At 69.7% G+C, this 22,317-nt stretch carries 18 protein-coding genes and 2 pseudogenes; 12 read left to right on the top strand and 8 right to left on the bottom strand.

Going from position 1 to position 22,317, the window contains the following annotated elements; translation table 11 throughout:
- Positions 1-369: 369 nt before the first annotated feature.
- Positions 370-954 (bottom strand): uridine kinase family protein, encoded by a 585-nt coding sequence (locus KI385_RS09210; RefSeq protein WP_238571717.1) that lies wholly within the window; start codon positions 952-954, stop codon positions 370-372.
- A gap of 204 nt (positions 955-1,158) precedes the next feature.
- Between KI385_RS09210 and KI385_RS09205 the strand changes: the two genes are divergently transcribed.
- Positions 1,159-2,559, top strand: coding sequence for a peptidase C39 family protein (locus KI385_RS09205; protein ID WP_238571716.1), 1,401 nt, complete (start codon positions 1,159-1,161; stop codon positions 2,557-2,559).
- A gap of 150 nt (positions 2,560-2,709) precedes the next feature.
- Here KI385_RS09205 and KI385_RS09200 read toward each other — a convergent pair whose 3' ends face one another.
- On the bottom strand, positions 2,710-3,078 hold the full coding sequence (locus KI385_RS09200; RefSeq protein ID WP_238571715.1) for a hypothetical protein: 369 nt from the start codon (positions 3,076-3,078) through the stop codon (positions 2,710-2,712).
- A gap of 15 nt (positions 3,079-3,093) precedes the next feature.
- Between KI385_RS09200 and KI385_RS09195 the strand changes: the two genes are divergently transcribed.
- A complete protein-coding gene (locus KI385_RS09195) occupies positions 3,094-3,822 on the top strand; it encodes a hypothetical protein (RefSeq protein WP_238571714.1) in 729 nt (242 codons plus the stop codon).
- An 85-nt stretch (positions 3,823-3,907) separates the two neighbouring features.
- Here the strand turns inward: KI385_RS09195 and KI385_RS09190 are convergent, their stop codons facing one another.
- Entirely contained in the window at positions 3,908-4,354 is a 447-nt protein-coding gene (locus KI385_RS09190) for a MarR family winged helix-turn-helix transcriptional regulator (RefSeq protein WP_238571713.1), read from the bottom strand.
- Positions 4,355-4,532: 178 nt separating this feature from the next.
- On the opposite strand from KI385_RS09190, the gene KI385_RS09185 reads away from it, so the two are divergent.
- The 4 genes from KI385_RS09185 to KI385_RS09170 all read left to right on the top strand — a co-directional run bounded on the left by KI385_RS09185 (position 4,533) and on the right by KI385_RS09170 (position 7,970).
- Complete coding sequence (locus KI385_RS09185) at positions 4,533-5,807, top strand: cytochrome P450 (RefSeq protein WP_238571712.1); 1,275 nt, start codon at positions 4,533-4,535, stop codon at positions 5,805-5,807.
- A 101-nt stretch (positions 5,808-5,908) separates the two neighbouring features.
- Positions 5,909-6,103 carry a ferredoxin gene (locus KI385_RS09180; protein WP_238577631.1) on the top strand — a complete coding sequence of 65 codons (195 nt, stop codon included), beginning with the start codon at positions 5,909-5,911 and terminating at the stop codon, positions 6,101-6,103.
- Entirely contained in the window at positions 6,100-7,440 is a 1,341-nt protein-coding gene (locus KI385_RS09175) for an NAD(P)/FAD-dependent oxidoreductase (RefSeq protein ID WP_238571711.1), read from the top strand. Before KI385_RS09180 ends, KI385_RS09175 begins: the two co-directional genes overlap by 4 nt.
- Positions 7,441-7,484: 44 nt before the next feature.
- Positions 7,485-7,970, top strand: a complete 486-nt coding sequence (locus KI385_RS09170; RefSeq protein WP_238578091.1) for a hypothetical protein — start codon at positions 7,485-7,487, stop codon at positions 7,968-7,970.
- A 46-nt stretch (positions 7,971-8,016) separates the two neighbouring features.
- Here KI385_RS09170 and KI385_RS09165 read toward each other — a convergent pair whose 3' ends face one another.
- Positions 8,017-8,463, bottom strand: coding sequence for a MarR family winged helix-turn-helix transcriptional regulator (locus tag KI385_RS09165; RefSeq protein ID WP_238571710.1), 447 nt, complete (start codon positions 8,461-8,463; stop codon positions 8,017-8,019).
- 143 nt (positions 8,464-8,606) lie between these two features.
- Between KI385_RS09165 and KI385_RS09160 the strand changes: the two genes are divergently transcribed.
- Together KI385_RS09160 and KI385_RS09155 are read left to right on the top strand one after the other, a co-directional pair.
- Positions 8,607-9,677: an ABC transporter permease gene (locus tag KI385_RS09160; RefSeq protein WP_238571709.1), complete on the top strand. Its 1,071-nt coding sequence runs from the start codon at positions 8,607-8,609 to the stop codon at positions 9,675-9,677.
- A 49-nt stretch (positions 9,678-9,726) separates the two neighbouring features.
- Positions 9,727-10,491: a pentapeptide repeat-containing protein gene (locus KI385_RS09155; protein ID WP_238571708.1), complete on the top strand. Its 765-nt coding sequence runs from the start codon at positions 9,727-9,729 to the stop codon at positions 10,489-10,491.
- 280 nt (positions 10,492-10,771) lie between these two features.
- Here the strand turns inward: KI385_RS09155 and KI385_RS09150 are convergent.
- Both KI385_RS09150 and KI385_RS09145 read right to left on the bottom strand, forming a co-directional pair.
- A pseudogene (locus KI385_RS09150) lies at positions 10,772-12,226 on the bottom strand (ATP-binding protein); the annotation flags it as partial.
- Between the two features lie 432 nt (positions 12,227-12,658).
- Positions 12,659-12,850 (bottom strand): annotated as a pseudogene (locus KI385_RS09145) (alpha/beta hydrolase); the annotation flags it as partial.
- Positions 12,851-12,959: 109 nt separating this feature from the next.
- Here KI385_RS09145 and KI385_RS09140 point away from each other — a divergent pair.
- From KI385_RS09140 to KI385_RS09125, 4 genes are all read left to right on the top strand, one after another.
- On the top strand, positions 12,960-15,113 hold the full coding sequence (locus KI385_RS09140) for an ATP-binding protein (RefSeq protein WP_238571707.1): 2,154 nt from the start codon (positions 12,960-12,962) through the stop codon (positions 15,111-15,113).
- 172 nt (positions 15,114-15,285) lie between these two features.
- The gene (locus tag KI385_RS09135) at positions 15,286-16,602 is read left to right on the top strand and encodes an SUKH-4 family immunity protein (RefSeq protein WP_238571706.1); all 1,317 of its coding nucleotides are present in this window, start codon (positions 15,286-15,288) and stop codon (positions 16,600-16,602) included.
- A 93-nt stretch (positions 16,603-16,695) separates the two neighbouring features.
- On the top strand, positions 16,696-16,968 hold the full coding sequence (locus KI385_RS09130) for a DUF6406 domain-containing protein (protein WP_281066812.1): 273 nt from the start codon (positions 16,696-16,698) through the stop codon (positions 16,966-16,968).
- 261 nt (positions 16,969-17,229) lie between these two features.
- Positions 17,230-19,362: a hypothetical protein gene (locus KI385_RS09125; protein WP_238571704.1), complete on the top strand. Its 2,133-nt coding sequence runs from the start codon at positions 17,230-17,232 to the stop codon at positions 19,360-19,362.
- A gap of 6 nt (positions 19,363-19,368) precedes the next feature.
- On the opposite strand, the gene KI385_RS09120 is transcribed toward KI385_RS09125, so the two are convergent.
- Entirely contained in the window at positions 19,369-21,564 is a 2,196-nt protein-coding gene (locus KI385_RS09120; RefSeq protein ID WP_238571703.1) for an SUKH-4 family immunity protein, read from the bottom strand.
- A 127-nt stretch (positions 21,565-21,691) separates the two neighbouring features.
- Positions 21,692-22,312 (bottom strand): hypothetical protein, encoded by a 621-nt coding sequence (locus KI385_RS09115; protein ID WP_238571702.1) that lies wholly within the window; start codon positions 22,310-22,312, stop codon positions 21,692-21,694.
- Positions 22,313-22,317: the final 5 nt, after the last annotated feature.

The following is a 22,317-nucleotide window of genomic DNA, read 5'->3' as shown; positions in this document are numbered from 1 at the left end:
GGTCCCGTGGCCTGCGATGGCACGGACTCGCATCGTACCTGCGGGATCGGTGCAGGCCGTAGAGGGCGGTGCGGGGCAAGAACGGACGACCGGGCGCTGCGCCGCGGCGCGAAGAATGCGGTGACCCAGGGTGAGGGAGAGGCGGCGCCCGGCGGCGGCAAAAAGTGGTTTCGCACAGAACGAAGCCCCCGATCACGGGGGAACAACCGGGGGCTTCGCGTCTGCGGGCGGTCCGTTGAACCGCACATTGAGAACGTAAGTCCTGTACGCCCCCCAGGTCAAGCCGAGTTGGGGCACTCGGCGGGACCCTGTCGGCGCTGCCGAGTGTGCCGGCCAAGGTCTGTTACGGAGCGTGAACTACGGGGCCGATCACGGCGCCGAGGAAGGCCCCACGAGTACCTCGTACCCCAACTGCCCCTGGTGCACCAGGAAATCGGCGTACGGGCGCGAAGGATCGCTCGCGAAGTGCGCGCGCTCCGCCGGAATCCAGCCACTCCAGAACGCGGAGAGCCCCGGCCCGTCCCGGAGTTGCCCCCTTTCCCATGAGTGTTCGCTCGCCAGTTCCATCCACATCAGGCACGCCAGATGCGGCCGCAGCGCCCGCCGCCCCGCGCCGACGCCCTCGACCAGCACCACCGGCGCAGGTGCCAGCTCGCGCTCCTCGGTGAACTCCCCGCGCACCCAGTCGTAGATCCCGTACCGCGCCGTCTCGCCCCGCGACAGCGGCTCCAGTACCTGCGCACGGAAACGCTCGCTCCAGGCAAACAGCTCCTCATGGGTGGCGAGATCGTCGGTGTGCACCACCGGCGCATCGCCCAGCGCCGCGGCCAGCCGCCCGGCGAACGTGCTCTTCCCCGACCCCGCGTGCCCGTCCACGGCGATCAGCCGCACCGGCCCGCACGAGGGCGGAAGGGCGCGCAGCCGATCGGCCAGCGAAGCCAGCTCACCATCCATCGCGCCAGCGTACGCCTGTGGTCCGCACCCCCGACCCTGTCAGTGGTTCACACCAATATTCATCCCGCGACGCGCCCCGCACCGCCTTCCGAAGCAGGCGTGGAGCGGCAATAGTTGACCCACTGCCGACCCGACCGTGCCCGCGCGCCGCCCCGGCCCGACTCCTCGTACCCGATCGCACGCATCCGACTGGGGGACTCCACCATGACCAGCTCCGCGCCCCGGCGCACCGTCCTGGCCGCCGCACTCGCCGCCGCGGCGGGCGTCGCCGCCCCCTCCGCGCAGGCCGCCGACGAACGCCGCACGCCCGCCGCGGGCACCGCGGCCCGGGCCACCACCCCGGACGACGCCGCGCGCCGATCGAAGAGCCTCGTGGACTATCACGCCTGGACCACCGCAGCCGACTGGAACAAGGGCCACGCCAACGGGACCGCCCTCGCGCACGGCGCCCGCCCCGGCGTCCATATCGCCCGCCCCGCCGGCACCGTCGACTACAAGGACCCGCACACCGGCCGGACCGCCTCCTGGGAGTACGCCACCTGGACCTCCCCCGTGCACACCCTCAAGGTCCCGGCCACCGAGGTCGTCGCCTCCTGGAACGCGCACGCCCCCGCCGGCACCTGGATCGCCGTCGAACTGCGCGGCACCTACACGGACGGCGGCCACACCCCCTGGTACGTCATGGGCCGCTGGACGGCCGGCGACAGCGACGCCGACATCCGGCGCACCTCCGTCGACGACCAGAAGGACGGCAGGAGCAGCATCTCCACCGACACCTTCGCCATCGACACCCCCGCGAGCGGCCTCCGCCTGACCTCGTACGAACTCCGCGCCACCCTGCACCGCAAGCCCGGCACCACCCTCACCCCGACCGTCTGGCGGCTGGGCGCCATGGGCTCGGACGTCCCCGACCGCTTCGAGGTCCCGGCATCCAAGCCCGGCCTGGTAGGCCGCGAACTGGTCGTCCCCCGCTACTCGCAGGAGATCCACAAGGGCCAGTACCCGGAGTACGACAACGGCGGCGAAGCCTGGTGCAGCCCCACCTCCTCCCAGATGATCATCGAATACTGGGGCCGTAAGCCCACCCAGCAGCAGCTGTCCTGGGTCAACCCCGACTACGCCGACCCCCAGGTCTGCCACGCCGCCCGCCACACCTTCGACTACCAGTACGACGGCTGCGGCAACTGGCCCTTCAACGCCGCCTACGCCGCCACCTACCCGGACCTCCAGGCCGTCGTCACCCGCCTGGGCTCACTCACCGACGCCGAACAGCTCATCCACGCGGGCATCCCGCTCATCACGTCCCAGTCCTTCCTGAAGACCGAACTCGACGGCGCGGGCTACGGCACCGCCGGCCATCTGATGACCCTCATCGGCTTCACCAAGGCCGGCGACGTCATCGCCAACGACCCGGCCTCCCCGGACGACAAGGCGGTCCGCCGCGTCTACAAGCGCCGCCAGTTCGAGAACATCTGGCTGCGCACAAAGCGCCACGACGCAAACGGCCAGGTCAAGAGCGGTTCGGGAGGCGTCTGCTACCTCTACTTCCCGGCTGAGCCGGCACCAACTCAGCACCGGGTTCTACGGGAGCTGGGAATCCGTTGAGCATGTGCGCGCCGAGGGTGGCCTCGATGACCTGACGGCAGCGTTCGCTGCCGTCGAGGGTGAGGTGGCCGTACCGGTCTGCCGTGATCTTGATGGAGCTGTGGCCCATCCAACGCGACACCTTGTGGATGGGCACGCCGTTGCTCAGGGTCACGCTGCGATCGCATCCTGCGTGAGCACGCCGCCCGGCACGGCTGGAGCAAGAGGCTCACCAACGAGGTCAAGCGCTCTCTCAAGCTCCTGCAGGCCCTCCAGGACACTCCCGGCGCGAAGATCCATGCCAGCGACGTCCTCGAACTGCCACGGATCGGCGGAACCGCACTGTCGACCCTGGAGATCCTCGCCGCTGCCGAACTCCTCATCGACGACCGCACCCTGGTAGTGCGGCACTACTTCGCCAAGCACACCGCCGACCTGCCACCGACCATGGTCGACCAGCTCCAGACGTGGCTCGACGTAATGATCGAAGGCAGCCGGCAAGCGCCACGCAGACGCGCTAGGCACCCGCAGACTGCTCACCTCCACATCCTCGGGATGGCTCCCATCCTGCATACCTGGGCAGCAGCCGGATGCCAGTCCCTGGCAGGGATCAACCGGGACGACTTCACCTCCTCGCTCCCGGCCCGAGGCGCACACCGCAACTTTGCAGAGCAGGGCTTGCGTTCGCTCTTCACGGTCCTCAAGGCACGGAAGATGATCTTCGCCAACCCAACCCGCGGCCTGCCCATCACACCCGTCAATGCCACCGTGCCACTGGACACTGAGGCAATCCGCAACGCACTCAACTCGCCTACCCCCGCAGTCGCGCTGGCTGTCGCGATGGTCGCTTTCCATGCGGTGACCAGCTCACAGCTGGCCGCTATGCAGCTCACCGATATCCGCGACGGACGCCTCACCCTGCCAGGCCGCACCATCCCTCTCGCGGGACCAGTGACGACGAGGCTGTCCGCCTACCTCGACCACAGGTCGAAGACCTGGCCCACGACCCTCAACGCCCACCTATTCATCAACAGGAGGACAGCACCGCGCGCCACACCCGTCAGCCGGAACTTCCCCTGGACGGCAGCTCAGCTCAAGCCCCAGGCCCTGCGCGAGGACCGGATCCTGCAGGAGATCCACGCCACCGGCGGCGACGTGCGCCGCATCTGCGACCTCTTCGGCCTCTCCATCACCGCAGCACTTCGTTACGCCGGCACCCTCGAACATCCTGCCCTGACAGTTGGACGCGTTGAGGGTTCGGGAACCCACGAGGCACCGCGGTAAGGGTAGCGGTGGAGCCGATGCCGGCGCTGCCTGCGGGAGCGGGGCTGCCTCTCACCGCGCACGACGATGGGCCCGAGATCGCGAGCTAGAGGTCGGTGCCGCTGGAGGGGTCTGGCGCCGCCTCGCCCAGGGCGCCGTGGAGCGTTCTGAGTGCGGCGATCATCGCGTCGAGCTCCGCGTCGGGTAGTCCGGGAAGCATCTGTCGCAGAGTCGGCTCGGCATCCCGGCTCCTGGCTTGCCGGGCCTGTGTGCGGGCATGCTCGGCGATCTTGGCGACAGTGCGGCGCCGGTCGGCCGGGTCGGTTCCCAGCTCGACCAGGCCCCGCTTGTGCAGTGCTGCCACCACGGTGGATACCCGGCTCTGGGCGAAGCCGGTGTGCTGGGCGATGGCTCCCACCGGCTGCGGACCGGCGGTGAACAGGCACTCCAGCACCAGCAGCTCGGTCGACCCCGGGTCGGAGGCGCCCTTCATCGCCGAGGCTGCGGCAGCGGTGAGCCGCCTGCCGAGACGGTGCAGCTCAGCGAGGTTCATGGGACTGGTCAGTGGTAGCACGTGCACTCTCCTCCAAAAATATCCCTGATGATACATCCCAAGTTATGCATCATCAATGATGTATCATGAGAGATGTTTTTACCCGAGAGGTGCGCCGTCCCCTTAGACGACGTCCGACTCATGGCGCACGCCCATGCCGGTGTGCGTGAGGAGCGAGATGAGTGAGATGAACGAGATGACACTTCCCACCACCCCGGCGCGGCCGCCCGTCCAGCCCTCCGGCGGCTGTCCCTTCGACCTGCCCCCGGTCTCGGCCTTGTTCAACCGGGAGGGCCCCCACACGGAATTCGCCACCCTGCGCACCGAGGAGCCGATCTCCAAGATCACACTCCCGGACGGAAGTTGGGCCTGGCTGGTCACCCGCCACAGCGACGTCCGGGCCGTCCTCGGCGACACCCGCTTCAGCTCCGACACCACCGTCCACGGCTACCCGCTCAGCGGTATGACCGCTGGCCCCAACCCCCAGAACCGCAGCTTCGTCCACATGGACCCGCCTGAGCACACCCGGCTGCGCCGGATGGTCACCCGGGAGTTCATGGTCAAGCGGATCGAGGCGCTGCGCCCGGAGATCCAGCGGATCACGGAGGAACTCTGCGACCGGATGGAGCACGCCGAGCGGGATGCGCACGGCGGGGTGGACTTCGTCGAGGCGCTGGCGCTGCCCGTCCCGTCGCTGGTCATCAGCCTGCTGCTGGGCGTCCCGTACGACGACCACGACATCTTTCAGCAGCTCACCGGCAAGCTGCTCTCCCGCACCGTCCCCAATGACGAGCGGGAGGCTGCCCGCCGCGAACTGTTTGCCTACCTCGACCGGTTGGTCACCTCGAAGGAGGCCGACCCGGGTGACGACATCCTCGGCCGGCTGATCATCGAGCAGCAGCGGACCGGCGAGATCACCCACGACGAGGTGCTTGTCTTCGCCGCCGCGCTGCTGATCGCCGGGCACGAGACCACCGCCAACATGATCGGGCTCAGCGCCCTGAGCCTGATGCATGACCAGGAGTCCGCCGACCGGCTGCGCGAGGACCCCTCTCTGATCCGCGGCGCCGTCGAGGAATTGCTGCGCTTCCACAGCATCGTCCGCAACGGGCCGCGCCGGGCCGCCACCGCCGATATCGAGATCGACGGACACCTCATCCGGGCCGGCGAGGGCGTCGTGGTGGCCGTGCCGTCCGCCAACCACGACGAGAGCGTCTTCGCCGACGCCGACCGGCTCGATGTGTGCCGCCCCAACGCCCAGCACCACGTCGCCTTCGGCTACGGCATCCACCAGTGCCTCGGCCAGGCCCTGGCCCGCGTCGAACTCCAGGTGGTGATCGACACGCTGCTGCGCCGCTTCCCCACGATGCGGCCCGCGGTGCCGATCGAGGAGATTCCCTTCCGCACGGATATGACGATCTACGGCTGCCACGCCCTGCCGGTCACTTGGTGACGTCCGGCGACACCGGGCTGCCCGCCGCCCCGTCGGGCGAGCGCGGCCCCGCCGCCATCCGCATCCCCGAGACCACCGCCACAGAAACGGGAATTCCTGCCATGAAGATCACCCTTGACACCGACAAGTGCTGCGCCGCCGGCCAGTGCGTGCTGATCGCCCCCGAGGTCTTCGACCAGCGCGACGAGGACGGCATCGTCGTCCTCCTCGACGCCGAACCGCCCGCCGCGCAGCACGGCGCGGTCCGTGAGGCGGCCGCCATCTGCCCGGCCGCCGTGATCGAGGTACACGCATGACCGGCCTGCCGATCGCCGTCGTCGGCGCCTCGGCGGCCGGCCTCGCCGCGGCCGAGGCGCTGCGCCGTTTCGGCTGGCGCGGACCGCTCACCCTCATCGGCGACGAACCCCACCTCCCGTACGACCGGCCGCCGTTGTCCAAGCAGCTGCTGCACGGCGCCTGGGAGCCGGAGAAGCTGCTGCTGCGCACCAAGGACCAGCTCGACCCGCTCGACCTGGACCTGCGGCTCGGCACCCGGGCCACCGGCCTCGACGTGGCCACCCGCACCCTCACCCTCGACGGCGGGGAACAGCTCGCCTGTGCTGGCGTGATCATCGCGACCGGTGTCGCGGCCCGCTCGCTGCCCGGTGCCGAGGGCATCGCGGGTGTGCACACCCTGCGCACCCTGGACGACGCGCTGACCCTGCGCGGCCTGCTGGCCGGTGGTGGGCGGCGCCTGGTGATCGTCGGAAACGGCGTACTGGGCTGTGAAGCGGCCGCGGTGGCACGGGAGTTGGGGCACGAGGTCACGCTCGTGGGCATCGAGGAGATACCGATGGCCGCGGCCGTCGGCCCGGAGGTCGGTGCGCTGCTCGCCGAGGAGCACCGCGCCCACGGCGTCCAGCTGCGCACCGGAGCGGTGGACGGGTTCGAGACGGCCCCCGCGGACCCGTCGGGAACGGGCGGCGGGCAGGTCACCGCCGTCCGGCTGGCCAATGGGGGCACCCCCGCCAGTGGGGGCGTAGCCGCCGGGGGAGGGGGAGGCAGCCGGCTGCCCGCCGACCTCGTGCTGCTGGCGATCGGCTCCCGGCCCGCCGTCGAGTGGCTGGCCGACCCGGCGCTGGACACCACCGACGGGCTGCGCTGCGACGCGTACTGCGCCGCCGCCCCCGGCATCTACGCCGCGGGCGACGTGGCCCGCTGGGACCATCCGCTCCACGGCCGTCCGCTGCGCTTCGAGCACCGGATGAACGCCACCGAACAGGGCATGGCCGCCGCCCGCAACCTCCTGGCCGAACTGGCCGCGAAGGCCCCCGCCTCCGCCGAGACGGAGGACAACACCCCCGCCCAGGAACGCCGTCCCTTCGCCCCCGTGCCGTATTTCTGGTCCGACCAGTACGACCTCAAGATCCAGGCGTACGGGCTGACTGCGGGCGCCGACCGGGTCGAGACCACCGTCCTGGACCGGGCCGAGCGCCGCGCCCTCGCGCTCTACGGCCGGGATGGCAGCGCCATCGGCGTGCTCGCGGTCGGGCTCCCGCCGCGCCAGGTCAGGGCGCTGCGCGCGGCCATCGCCACCCCGCTGCGCTGGGAGGAGGCGCGCGAGCGGATCGGCGCCGCCACGGCCGCCGGCTGAGACACCTCTCCAGACAGGCCCTGACGGTGCCCGATCATGGAGGGATGGCCGACTCGTACGTACGGGTGCGCGGCGCCCGTGAGCACAACCTCCGCACCATCGATGTGGACATCCCGAGGGACGCGCTGGTCGCGTTCACCGGGGTGTCCGGATCGGGCAAGTCCTCCCTCGCCTTCGGCGCCCTCTACGCCGAGGCGCAGCGCCGCGCTCTCCAGCGTGCGCACGACGACCTCTTCGATCTGTTCGTCGGACACCGTGCGCGGCCCGCCGGGGCGCGGCTCGTCGGTCAGGCCCTCCAGGCGGTTGCGCACCGGGCCTGCCGGCTGCTGACCGTATGCGCCTCGATACCGAGCCGGGCGGCAACCTCTTTGTTGGTGGCACCGGTTGCACTGCCCAGGACGATCCGGCACCACAGGGCCGTGGCCTGCGGGGACGTGCGGCGCCTGGCTCGTTGGGTCAACGTCGCACGCTCGTCATCGGTCAGTACCAACGCGGCGTTCGGCCGTCCCATCCCCGCCATCCGGCCATGATGCCGAACCGCAACTTCCCTACGCGGCGAATTCCCGACTCAGGACACTAGAGGTCGGTGCCGCTGGAGGGGTCTGGCGCCGCCTCGCCCAGGGCGCCGTTGAGCGTTCTGAGTGCGGCGATCATCGCGTCGAGCTCCGCGTCGGGTAGTCCGGGAAGCATCTGTCGCAGAGTCGGCTCGGCATCCCGGCTCCTGGCTTGCCGGGCCTGTGTGCGGGCATGCTCGGCGATCTTGGCGACAGTACGGCGCCGGTCGGCCGGGTCGGTTCCCAGCTCGACCAGGCCCCGCTTGTGCAGTGCTGCCACCACGGTGGATACCCGGCTCTGGGCGAAGCCGGTGTGCTGGGCGATGGCTCCCACCGGCTGCGGACCGGTGATGTCCAGGCACTCCAGCACCAGCAGCTCGGTCGGCCCCAAGTCGGAGGCGCCCTTCATCGCCGAGGTCGCGGCAGCGGTGAGCCGCCTGCCGAGATGGTGCAGCTCAGCGAGGTTCATGGGACTGGTCAGTGGTAGCACGTGCACTCTCCTCCAAAAATATCCCTGATGATACATCCCTAGGCATGCATCATCAATGATGTATCGTGAGAGATGTATTTGCCCCGAGAGGCGCGACATCCCGAGACTCCCGTGGAGGAGACATGCCCCGAGCAATAGCCCGAGTGCTGTTGTTCCCGCTCGCCATGGCCGCACTGCTGGTCGGCATCTACACCGCCGCGATGCACGCTCCGACCCCGCACCACCTGAAGATCGCGGTCGCCGGACCGCCCGCCCAGACCGATCCGCTCACCTCCTCCCTGCGACGGACCCTGGGTGACGCATACGACATCAGCACCGTCACCACCAGCAAAGAGGCCCGACAGCTGGTAGCACACCGAACCGTGGCCGCCGCCTACGTCCCCGCCCCGGCACCCGCTGACCGCAGCGCCGGTACGGCGAGCAGGACCTTCGCCCAACCGCCGCACCCGGACGGCCCCGTGCTCTACGTCGCGTCGGCCGCCGGCGCCACCCGCGTCGGCATGGCCGCCCTGCCGTTCCAGAATGCCGCCGTCCACCAGCGCCAGTTCCTCCAGGTCCGCGATCTGGTCCCGCTCAGCACCGATGACACCAGCGACACCAGCACCATGTACGCCGCGATCGGTCTGACCCTGGCGGGCTACCTGTCGGCGGTCATGCTCTCCACCGTGTTCGGCACCGGACTCACCCGGCGGCGCACAGTGGCCGCCCTCGCCGCCTTCGGCGCCGTCGCCGCGCTCGCCGTCTGGCTCATCACCGGACCGATCCTGGGCGCCGTGCACGGCCCGGCCCCCGCCATCCTCGTCACCGGCTGGCTCACCGTGATGGCCGTCGGCCTGGCCACTGTGTTCCTGTCACGCTTCTGCGGGCGCATGACCGCGCTGCCCGCCGTCGGGATCTTCATGTTCCTGGGCATGCCCGCCTCCGGAGCGGCCCTGCCCATCGAGACCATGCCCGCACCCATCCGCGCCCTGCACGACCTGCTACCGCTGACCTCAACCTCCGGCAGCCTGCGCCAGATCATGTACTTCGACAGCGACGGCATCGCCCGCTACTGGCTCACCCTCGCCCTGTGGGCCCTCGCCGGCCTCGCCCTGACCCTCGCGTACGACGCCCTCAAGGGCCGCCGCGTCAGCCGCCGCAACGAAACAGCCGCCGTACCCCGGCAGACTGCCGAACCTGCCCTTTCCCGCTGATCGCCCCAGGCGAGCAGCCTCCGCGACACCCCAGAGCGAGGCCGAACCCATGACCCAAGTACCACCGCCGTTCCACGACCACGACACCGACCCGGCCGGCCCGCCGGGAGACCCACTGACGCTGCTCGCCACCGAAACCGAGCTGACCGGCCTCGACTTCACCGGCCTCGACCTGCGCCCGGCACTGCGTCGCGATCCGCGCCCCCGGACCTTCACGCGCTGCACCTTCACCGAGGCCAATCTGCGCGGCGCCCACCTCGCCGAGGCCCTTTTCACCGACTGCACCGCTGCGGCAGCCGACTTCACCGGGGCCCTGCTCGATCAGGTCCGCTGGCAGGGCGGCAGCGCAGCCGGCGCCAAGTTCACCGATGCCGACTGCGGCGACCTCGTCTGCGACGGCGCCGACCTGGCCAACACCAAATGGGGCGGCGCCCTGCTCGCCGACGCCACCTTCACCGGCTGCCGCATGATCGGGGCCCGCCTCACCGGCCACCGCGGCGTGGGCCTCCAACTCGCCCGCTGCAACCTGGCCGTCGCCAACCTCAACAGCCTGAGCCTGCGCGGCGCCCACCTCGTCGGCATCCGCTTCACCGAAGCCGACCTCGGCGGTGCCGACTTCCGCGACGCCACCCTCGAAGACTGCCGACTCGCCGAAGCCAACCTACGGGCCGCCAACTTCACCGGCGCCGATCTACGCGGCGCCGACCTCGGCGAACTCACCATCGCCACCGCCGCACAGTTCCGCGGCGCGGTCATCTCCCCGGACCAGGCCGTTCAGATCTGCGCCGCCCTCGGCCTGACGGTAATCGGCTGATCTCCCACGGCCCGGCCCGCGGCACGCCCGCGGCAGCAGCGGTTGCAGCAGCGACTCGTCAGTCTCTCCTGCCCCGTGACGCTTCTCCGCCACCAAGGAGTCCGGGCTTACCGACCTTGTGTCAGCTGTAGATGAGGACCCGAGTATCTCGGGTGGGGCACGGAGGGATGCGCCTAGAGATCCGGACATTCGAGCCGCTCGTCTAGCTGCACATGGAGGCTCAGACGCGCCAGCCAGACAGCGTGACGATGCCCAATCGCTAGGGTGATGAGGCTTCTCTTCAGAACTTGCAGTTAGGCCGTCGTCGGCCCAGCACCCTTGGGTTCATGGGGATCAAGACGTCAGTATTCGTGAACTCACGGACCTTGGCGTGCATGTGGGCGTCTGTGTCGAACAGTTCGCGTTCCCGCGGGTGGAGGAGGTGTTGGGTGATGAACGACCGGCCTGCGACCTTCCACAGGCCGCGTCCCTTGGTGAGGGCGGAGACGGCCTGGGTTTCGACGCCGGTCAGCCCCAGGAGGGCTGCTGCAGAGCCGAGTTGGTCGGCTTCCTGACGGTAGATGATCCGGGTTGAGCAGTCGGTCAGCAGGCCCTCGGCCAGTGCCCGGCCCCGGGAGCCGGCATCGCCCGCGGTCAGCAGGTCGCTGAGGCGGTGGATGACCATGAGGTTGGCGATGCCGAGGCCGCGGCTGAGCTTCCACTGGCTTTGCATGCGCTCCAGGAGGGCGACGTGTCGCATGACGCGCCATGCCTCGTCGTAGATCACCCAGCGCCGTCTGCCGGTGGGGTCGGCGAGCGCGGACTCCATCCACGCGGAGGCGCAGGTCATCGCCAGGACGAGCGCGGTGTCGTCGCCGGCACCGCCCAGACGCGAGAGGTCGATGGAGAGCATCGGCGCACTCGGGTCGAACGCCACGGTGCTGGGTGCGTCAAACATCCCGGCCAGGTCGCCGTGCACGAGCCTGCGCAGTGCATGGGCGAGGTCTTCGGCGGCGTGTCCGAGGCGGCCGGACAGCTCGCCGAGGGCAGAGTTGAGCCGTTCGCGTGATCCGAGCACGTGCGCGACGTCGCCGAGCAGGGGGGCGGTGGCGTTGACCTCGGCGTGGGCGACGGTCTGGTCGAGGGCGACGTCGAGAGCGGTGTGCTCCATGGGGTGCAGGTCGCGTCGAAGGACGGTCTTTGCGAGTGATCCGAGGAGGAGAAGGCGGCGCTTGCGGACCTCGTTGGCCCAGTCCTCCTCGCTGACGCCGTGCGGCCTGGCGGGTGCGTCCAGAGGATTCAACCGCCCCGGCAGACCAGGACCGAGGGCGATGGTCTGGCCGCCCAGTTCCTGGGCGACGACGGTCCACTCGCCCTTCGGGTCGCAGGGGACGTAGATCCGGTAGCCGAAGGCCACGGCCCGCAGGGCGAGGGATTTGGCCAGGGCGGGCTTGCCCATGCCGATGATCCCGGCGAGCAGGATTTTTGGATTCGTGAAGCCGTCGAGGCGCCCGTAGAGGGCGAACGGGTCGTAGGTGAACGCTGCTTCCGCGTGGACGTCGCGGCCTATGTAGATGCCCTGGGCGCCGAGGCCGCCCTCGGCGAGGAACGGATACGCGCCGCTCGCGGTGGCGGTCGTCATCCGGTGGGCGGGGAGCTTGAGTCGGCCGCCGCGGCCGGAGTACGGGCCGGGGCGCCCGGCGGCGGGGTAGGTGGCCCGCAGCTCGGGGTCGATGCCGGGTTCGGCACGGCGGGCTTGGGGACGCGCGGCATGGGCGGTTCGCTACGGAGCGCGTTCACGTTCACCTGGCGCTTGCTGGTCTGTGTGAGTGGCGGCGCTTCAAAAGGGTGGCTCCGGGGGTTCGTCAAGAGTTGCGGGTGTAGTTCAGGAGATTGCTGACCCGACGCTGACACGTCTCGCTGACTCCGCTCGGATGGTTCGCCCGACTGCTGATCCCCAGTTCGTTGCCCGCAAGGCTCTCCCTAAGAGCCCGTAACAGGATCTTGTTGAGGTGCGCTGGTCGGGGCGTGACTGTTGTGACGATCGGACCGTTCGGGAGGGTGTTCGGGAGGGTGTGACGACTCGGCCGTGGATGGTGGACGACGACTTGTGGGTGCTGATCGCGCCGCCGCTGCCGCCCTGCCCCAAGCGATCACCGGGGCCGTAGCCGGTGTCGGACCGGTCCACCGCCGGCTTGAGCAGAAACCCGAGGTGGCCGGTAGCCAGGGTGTGCACGTCGTACGGATTGTCGGGCGTCAGGGCGTCGGCTTCGGCGATCAGGCGGTCCTGCATGGCAACGGGAAGCGACCGGTCGTCGGCGAGACGGATGTAGGTGCGGGCGATGGTGCCCCAGGTGTCGGCATGGACCCGTGCGTCGGACATCATCACCGCCGGGGAGAGTCGTCCGGCTGCAGGATCGCCCCTAGGATGAACGGCGTGCGGTCAACACGACTTGACGGTGCCGGACGGACAGGACAACGGGGAGACAATGACCAGCCCGACCCAGGCCCCAGAACTGACCAAGGCCCATGAGCCCCACCCCTACATCGGGGGGCGCAATGCCGCGCTGCGCGCGCTCACCGGGTGGCGGATGGAGTGGCCGGGCGCGCCTCGGGTCGTCATCCTGACCGGAAGTCCGGGCACCGGGTGTTCGCGGCTGCTCACGGGGTTCCTGATGCTCTGCGACCCGGAGTATCGCAAGGGGCTCGGGCTGGACGCGCTCGATCCGGCGACCGTGCCTCCGGACTTGCCCGCACCCGCGGTGCCGAGCGTCGCCGGGCTGACGGCAGCGCAGACCCTGTGGCTGCTCGCCGATCACTACGAGTTGTCCGCGACCCGCACCGCCGACATCTTCCCCGAACTCGGTCAACTCCCGTTGTCCGGGCGGCCGGTGACGATCGTGGTGCCGGACGTGGATCGGGCCGGTCCGGTGCGGGGGACGGGTGGGCCCGCGCACGTGGTGCGGGACGTGCTGAAGCCCCTCGCCGCCGTCGAGTCCATACGCCTTCTCGCCGACGTGCCCCGGGAGTTCGCCGTCGAGCTCGCCGAGGGCCTGCCGCCCGGCGCGGCCCAGATCATCGACCTCGACGCACCCGAGTGGGCCGACCCCAAAGGGCTTGTGCTGCAGGCCGAGGCGCTGCTCAATCCCCAATTCGGCGCCCCGGAGCTGCCGTTCACGACCGAGCCTGACGCTCGACGCGCGCTCGCCGAGGCGATCGCCCGGCACGCGGGAGACGGCGCGGGTAGCCGCCTGACCGTGCATCTCGCCGTGCAGTCGATCCTGATGCACCCGGAGGGGTTCGACCCGGCGGACGCGGGCCAACTACCCGGCAGCGTCGGCGAAGTGCTCGATCTGCACGCCCAGCGACTTGACACCCACCCCCGCACCCTGCGGCAGATCCTCGCGCCCCTCGCCCTTGCCGAGGGCGACGGCCTGCCCGTGCACCTGCTGACCCCGCTCGCCTCCGCCGTCGCCGAGCGGGACATGAGCGAGGACATGGCGCGGGGCATGCTGCTCGTCGCCCCCTTCATCCGCCCCATCGAGAGGGCCGGCGAAGGCATCCCCGAGGACGAGCGGACGCTCCTTGGATTGCAGCACCCGGGTATCGGCGAGGCCGCCGTTCGGGCAGGTATTCCGGATGTTCCGGGCGCTCAGGCGCGTATCGCCATGGAGTTGCTGGAGGCCGTACCCCATCAGGACTGGGCGAAGGCAGGGGCGTACGTTCGCGATCGCATCGCGGGACACACCCTGGAGGCCGGTTTGCTCCCCCGGCTCCTCACCGACCCCGGCCTGTTCGCCCACGCCGAGCCGGTGCGGTTGCGCGCCGCGGTGGAGGCCGTACCCCCGGAGCAGTTGGACGCACCGGCGCGCACATATCTGCGTACGGCCCCGCTGCTCACCCGCACCCAGGCACCCGCCATCCTTCGAGCGGCGCTCCTGGAGACCGCGTTCGTCGAAGACGGACTGCCGGAGTACGCGGCGGTGTTGCGCCGCATCGTGCCCGAGCTTCCCTGGCACACCCTGTGGAGCGTACCGGTCGCCGGGGTCGACGCCGTGACCGTCGGCAAACTGCCCCCGTCCGCGGCCGCGTCGGACAGCGCCGCGGAGGCTCCTGCGAAGCAGGAGCCTCAGGAGTCGGCCCCGCTCGCCGTCGCCGTGAGCGCGGTGCCTCAAGGCACCCCGGGTTCAAGCCCGTTGAAGGCCGACGATCCCAAGGCCCCCGCCGTGCTGGTGCAGGACCTCGCCACCGGCTCCGTCATCGATGCCGACCCGACCCAGATCCTGCGCCTCTCGGATGACGAGCGTGCCACGGGGCCGCTCGGGTTCAGCCGCGGCGCCGACTATGTACGCGTCTGGCGTCGCGGCGAGCAGAAGGGCGACGAGAAGATCGTCACGGCCCTGATCTCCGCCACGCCCTTCACGGGAACCGACCTCTCCCCCGACGGCATCCTCCTTGTTGCCACGGAAAGCTGTGTGAAGGCGCTGCAGATCCGCCCGGCGCAGCCCTGTGTCACGACCGCTCGGCGCTCCGCACCCGACCCCCAGGCAGCCGAGCCCGAGCCCGTACAGGCCCCCGAGCCCAAGCCGGAAGCCGCACAGGCTCCACAAGCCCCCGGGCCCGATGCCCACCCGAGCGCCTGACACCCACCCACCGCAGACCGTTAGCCTCGAAGGCTCAAAGCCCCGAAGCCTCTCGAAGGCGCCCGCATCAGACCGCCTGCACCCAGGCCCACTCGGACGAGGGCCGCGGAGCGCCCGGCACCGACCCCGGCCGCACCGGCCCCGTCCGCCCGAAGACTCGAAGGGAGTTCCCGTGATCAGCCAGGAGCAGGCGCTCGCGACCGCCGAGGGGTGGCTCAACCCCGAGGGACAGGAGCGCCGTGAGGTGCGGATGCAGGAGTTCGATCTGGGCTGGGTGGTGTGGGCCGCGGCCCCGCCGATCGAGCGTGACCCGGTCACGGGCAAGCGCCGGCCGCCGGCCACGATCGGCCACTCCTGCGGTGTGGTCGACCGCCGCACCGGCGAGCTGAGCACCTGGCCGTCCGTGCCGGTCGAGGAGGTCGTGCGGATGTATCAGCAAAAGCACGGCGGCGGCCAGGAGGCCGCGCCGCCCGCGCAGCCGCCGGTCACCGGCCCCGGCAACACCACGGTCCTCACCTATGTCGACCCGCGCACCGGCGAGGAGACGAGCCTCGTCAAGAACTCCGCCCCCGGTGAGCCGCACTCCGAGTACCAGGCCATGGCGGAGATCCAGAGCCTCGGCGTCCCCGCGCAGAACGTGGTCGCGATCCACACCGACCTCAGCTCCAGCCTGCTCCCCGGCGGATACCCGGGCCTGCTGATCGGCCGTCACTTCACCAACGCCCGGTTCTCCTGCACGCATGAGTACGGCCTGCGGGGCGAGGAGCGCGCCGAGGCGATCGCCGGGCTGATCCAGCACGTCGAGACGATGCACCAGATCGCGGGACAGCAGCCGCCGCCACGGCCTCACCGCGCGCCGGTGCCGACCGACGTCGAGCCGGCCGAGCCGCTCCGCGATGTTGCCCTGGGCCGCAAGCTGGCGGAGGCCTTGGACGCTGACGACGTACATCGCTACGACGCCGACGACGTGGCGGGCACCCCGCTCCCCGAGGCCACCAAGGCCACGCTGACATGGGCCGGGCTTCCCGACATTCCGTTCTTCTTCACGGCCGACAACCCGGAGGCGGAGCTTCCGGCGGGCCTGTTCGGCAATGCCGCCGCGCATCTGCGCGAGGTCGGCTCCCAGGCGAGCGCCGACTCCCTCGCGTTCCTGGAGGGTCACGTCAGGATCGGCACCGACGGGGTCGCTCTGATCACCGTCCAGTGCACGGGGTCCGATCTGGAGGGTGAGCCGGTCGGCCAGCTCTGGGCCGTCACTCCGGAAAGCGGCGCGGGCCGCCGCGTCAACGCCTCGGTGTCCGCCTTCGCCCGCTCCCTCGCGCTCCTGCACACCACGCGCGAGGAGATGATCGCGCTCGACCCGATCATGGCGGGCAGGGCCGTCGCCGACTTCCAGGATCAGCTCGTCGCCATCGACGCATCGGCTCTGGACGACCCGAGGAACTGGTGGTCGGTGATCGTCGAGCAGATGTGGCACGGGTTGTTCTGATCGACCCCGATCGCCTTGGAGGCGCGGCGCGTTGCTGACGACGCGCCGCGTCTCTTCGCGTACGTACGCGTACACGTCTTTGGAGGTTGAGAAGTGAGTAGTGCCGACACGATTGGTCTCTGGCACGGGATTCAGCGAAATCTCGAGAACGCCAGCTTCTCAGTGAACGATATCTACAGGGAGTCCGACGCCTCGGTCAGGGTTCGGCTCGTGACCGTCGCCACCGAGGAGCGGAGCCACACCCTCCGCGTTGGTGAGACCTTCCCCGTGGGCGACGAGACATGGCAGCTCGCCGACTTGACGGGTTGGCCGAGCGAGGACGACTGGCTCGTGGTGCTGCGCCGAGTCGCGGCCGCCCCAGCCTGAGAGCACGTACGCAAAGATGATCCCACCCGGCCAGGCCTGCCGCGCCTCCGTTATCGCGTCGAGGTGTCGGCACGCGCGCGTGCGACGGTCGCGAGGGCGGTACAGGGGTACGCGCCCGCGGAGCTGTGGAGGGGGAGACGGAGCGGGAGGCGGGCTACATCGGCCGCCGGGACATGCGCTACAACCCGCGGCTCAACGGACGCGCCTGATCGGACGGCGAGGACGGCCGCGACAGCCAAGACGGGGAGGGAGTACCGGAACATGGGCCGGCGCTACGAAGTGGACGGTTACACCGCCGAGTTGGACGGCGACTTCCAGGTCGTCTACCGCAATCCACGCGGCAAGAAGCTTCAGCAGGCACCCGACCGGCTCACGGACAGCGAAGGCGTACGCCGGCTGTACCGGCTGCGGCGGGCGCTGACCGGGCACCGCAGGCACGCGCGCCTACAGGCCGAAGCCTGGGCCACCGCAGGCACGCGCGTGCCCATGGCCCTCGCCGAGTCCGACCCCGTGTGGTGCGAGGCACTCGACGACGCCGGCGTCGAGCCGGCGGCAGACCCGCCCGCACCGGATGTCGACGAGGCGGCGCTGATCGCGCGGACATACGCCCACCCCGACGACCACACCATGACGCTCCTCCTGAGGGCCTCTTTCGCACGCCATTGGGACGCGCTTGTGGCGTCGCAGGAGGACTGGGCGCTCACGGACACGTTCGCGACCGGCATCCGGGTTCCCGGGGACACCGAACTCACTTTCCCCGAGCGGCTGATGGCGGCGCACCCCGGCCGGGAGCAGGAGGCCCTGGAGGCGGCCTACGCCTTCGGCTGGAGCCTTTGGGGCAGCCCGCTTCTCCACAAGTCCATCTTGGAAGGTGACTTGGAGCACCTGGCCGCGACGGCACCCAGGTTCCTCCCCGCCTTCCTCGACGAACTCGCCGACATGTGCCTGAAGGCGGGCGGAAAGCACAAGGAGCACGCCACCGGGTACTTCACGCGCGCCAGGAACGCCGAACGCGAGCACCACACCAAGCCCGACGAGCGATGGCTTGACGCCCGATACGCCACCTTCGCTGACCATGGAGCGCTGGCCATCGGGGCACTACGCGCGCGTGCCAAGGAACTGGCTCCCCGGGGCGCGGTGGTCTCGCCGGACCAACTCCGGCGATTCCGCGACGTACTGGTGCGACTCGTACACACGCCCCACGACCTGTATCCGGGCATGGCCGCGGATCTGCGCAAGGTGGCCCGGGCGGCGGGAGCGAATCCCGAGTCCGAAGTGGCCGCACTGCTCGAGGACATCGTGCCGAGGCTCGGGCTGTGCGCGGGCGACACGGACAAGTTCTGGGTCGACGCCCTGAAGGGGAAGGCCCTGGAGCTGCTGGTCGAGCGACGCCCGGAAACGGTGTACGACGTACTGCGGCTGACCCCCGACGACGCGAACAGCACGGAGGACTGGCTGTCGCTGCTCCGACGAAGCGGTGCCCTGGCCCTGTTGACGGGCGAGCGCCCGGGGCTCCCCGCCGGTGAGGCTGCCCGCCTGCTGCACGACTGCCTGGCGAGCGAACAAACTTGGCGTGTGCGTAGTGACGAGCTGTACGACCTGGCGGTGCGCCTCGCCCCACGCCTGGCGGCCGACGCCGTTCCGGTGCGCCTGCCCTGTCCCGCGCCCGACCGCAGGCGGGCCCCCATCCCGCTCGACCTGGCGGACGAACTCCTCGAACACGGGGTGCCGTTGGCCGACCCTCCGCCGAAACTGGGCAGCCCCGGCGCCGCCCACATGCTCGTCCACCGGCGCCCGCACCTGACCCGGCTGCTCGCCGACCCCCGCTTCGCCCGCGAACTACGCGCCGCGCTCAACGCCGAACTCGAGCTGGAAGGGCTGCCGGAGGCGGGGGTGTCATACCACCGTCACTATCGCCCGCACCGGGACGCGGAACTCAACAGCTGGCGCAGCACCCCGGGCATCTGCCGCACGCCCATGGGCCGTGAGGTGCTGTGCGCATGGCTGAACCGCCAACGCGAACGCCTGCGCGCAGGCCTCGACCTGAACGGGCTCGTGCATGTGCTCGCCCCCTTCGTGCACATCGGCGGGGTGGTCGACGAGCTGCTCAAGGACGAGGCGGCGGCACGGGAGTTCGCGTCCGTGGACGTGGTCGCGCTGGTCCTGGCCGACCTTCCGACCGAGGCCGACCGTCCAGCGGTCGAAGGGCTGATGGCCACGATGCGTCCCGAGGACCTGATCGGCAGCAGGCCCATGCCGGGCCTGCGCACACGGATCGACGAGACCTTGCCCGACCTGTCCGAGTTGCAGGTCGCCCAGGCATGGAAGGCGCTCCAGACGGGGGTCAACTGCCAGGAGGGACTGAGGCGTCTTGTCGCCCGCCTCTCCGACTGATCGACGTCACTCGTTGTGGAGTACGTACGACCAGGCGGGCTGTTCGCCGCCCTGCTCCTCGACATCGGCCAGCTCCCCGAGGACCCAGTACGGGAGCTGCTCCCGTTCGGCGCCCGGGCGCAGAATGCTCCGGGTGCGCAGCCCGGTGACCCACAGCGCCACCATGGTGAGGAAGTTGTCGAGGCTGTGCGCGGCGGGAAGACCGGCGAGATACTCCTTGTCGGGCCCGGTCGGGACGCGCAGGACGTGTCCGGTGGGGCCGTCGATGACGAGCTTGGCGCCCATCCACTTGCCGATCTGAAAAAAGGGACCGGTTTCGGCAACGGGCTCGATCCCCTCGGGCCAGGAGGGCAGTTCGTCGAGAATGTCGGACTCCCAGTCTCCACAGGGGAAGATTCCCATGCCTCCTTCGTTCCACATGTACGGCAGCCCGAACTCCAGGAGAAGTTCGCGCGTCGCCCCGTGGGTGAGGCCATCCGGGAGATCCTCGGCCTCGATGGGAAAGATGTTGTCCTCGCCGAACAGATCGATGAGGTCCTCGCGACTCGGAGCCGGCGCATCGAGCGGACTGCTCGGGCCCGCGTCCGCGTAATTCCCACTCAGGGGCTGCTGCCGGGCACCGAAGTCGGAGATGTCCACACCGTCCGCAGGCCGGATGGCGATCAGCCCCAAGTCGCCCCCGAAAACGACGACTTCACCCACGGCCAATGGGGCGCAAGGCAGTACAAAATCCTGCTCGCTTCGCCGGGGGGACGACGAGCCGAACAATTCTCGGGCGAGAGCGGGCGAAGCGGAGCCGTCGGTGGGTGACGCGGGCCAGGTGAGATCCGCACGATGCTCCTGCGGAATCTCGTCGTTTTCCCAAGGGCCTGCGACACGCTCTCCCGTCTCCACGTCCCAGATCGAGACATACGGTTGCTGTGCCCCGTCCACCGTCCGCTGCTGCAAACCGGCAATGGCGGGTCGCCCCTGCCAGCGCACCTCCGCCAGTGCGGCGAATCTCCCGGCCCGCAGATAGTGCGCGTGACAGCCACCCGGCGGTCGCCAATGGGCCCACTTGACCTGCCAGGGCAGTGTCACACGAGAGGAGGCGACCGCTGACGCGAACTCGAGATCGTCGCGCGAAAGCGCCATCAAGTGCAGCCACGAAGCCCACTCCGTCTGATGCCGCGATGTGACTCCCCAGCCCCACAGATGAATCGCGTCGGCGGCGGCCGTGTTTCCGGGGATGAGGAAGGTGATGCTTCGTGCCGCGTCCATGAGCGCCGTTTGCGGCAGATTGGCGATGACGCGTCCGTCCCGAAGAACATCGTCGTACGTTCCTGCCTGTACGGCGTGCATGGCGAGCCCAGTGGCCGCGTACAGGCCGACGGCACCGCGCCTGGCCCACCCCTCGGGGTGGCGAAAACCCGGAGCCGAGCGCATCAGCCAAGCAACCACATGCCCATTGACACGGGAGAGTTCGGCAGATTCGATCTCCCGACGCAAGGTCTCGGCCAGGCCCTCGTCGACAAAGGAAACTCCGAGAGGTCCGAGCCGAAGAATTCCGGACCCTTCCCTCGCGAATTCAGCGAGTTCGTCTTCGGATGCCGTTTCACCGGTCAGCGCGGTGACAAGTTGGGCCCAGACAGGGACGGGTACGAAGCGGGGCTCGGCCAGTGCCAACGCCCGCACGGCAACGGACTCCGCTACCGCCGGCAGAGACTCGACGGCCGCCGCGGACAGCCGAAACACCGCCCTGGGATCAACGCGGGTCGGCAGCAACTCGGGAACCACATGGACCACCACGGCCAACTTGCCACGCGCCAGCCACGGAAGGGTCCGGGTCACCAACCGTTCGGGCTCGTACGACCGCCGTGTCGGCCCGGCACGATGGGCGTTGACGACCAGCAGCAACCGCTCCTCGGACCACGAGCCGAGCGCGAAACGCCAGTCGTCCCGCTTGTCCGCGGACAGATCGACTCCGAGCGCCGTGAGGGCCTGCTGCATGACCTGCTCGGCGGTGAGACCGGTGGCGTCGACGACAACACTGCCGGGCACGTGCTCGTGCATCTCCCGCATGACGGCCGAGGCGTCATGGCCGGCCGTAGGGACAAGAAAGGCCACTTGGCCGCCGAGCCCACCCTCACGCCACCATGCGCCGACGCGACCGGCGACCTCTTCCTCGGGGATTCCGGGGGTGTCGGTGGTTGGCTCGGGCACGATGCTCCTCCTGGCTTGTGTCGACTCTTTGCAGCAGGGGACGGGCTCACGGATGCGTGGACAACGTGCCCCCCCCCCGCGACATTCAGAGTGTCACGCGATCACCCGCACTGCCCTATGACCCCGACTACCCGCCCAGGAGTGGGATCGACGAGCGGTCGATGCCCGCAGGCAGGGCAAAGCCCTCACGGTAGAAGTCCGGCATGTCAACGTCGTCAAGGGCCGCCGCCAGTTGCGGCGTGCTGCCCTCGGGCGAGTCATGGATGCTCACGACGTCACCCTCCGGGTTGTACTCGAAGACGTAGTGCAGTTGACCGTCGCTGTCGTAGGAATTCTTCTCGATTTTTTTCAACTGCCGCTGAAGGTCGATCTGTAGCGTCATCAGTGCGGCATCGTAGGTGTTGATTCGCTCCAAGTGGACCAGATATCCAGCAAGATCACCTGAATTCGCGTACCTGTGAGAGACGCTCCAGCGGTAATTGCCGATGTGCTGAACGGTCAACTGGATTCCGAAGGGGACGCCCGGATGGTGCAACAGGTGATCATTCCTGACGCTATCCGGATCGCTCGTCCAGTAGTCAACGTGGAAAAGGCGGCCGGAATCGTAGAATTCGGCGAACAGGGGTGCGTCGGATTCGTTGAACTGGGCTCGTGTGTAGTCGCCCTCGTCCAGGGCCTCCTCGCGAGTGACCTCTTCCCCGGGGTAGATTCCCCAATCCAGGTAGAAGCGCTGAATTTCGCTGGACACTTTGA

The sequence above is a fragment of the Streptomyces inhibens genome (genome assembly GCF_022221585.1).
In the GTDB taxonomy this organism is placed as follows: domain Bacteria; phylum Actinomycetota; class Actinomycetes; order Streptomycetales; family Streptomycetaceae; genus Streptomyces; species Streptomyces inhibens.
This window is presented reverse-complemented; position numbering and strand designations above follow the sequence as displayed.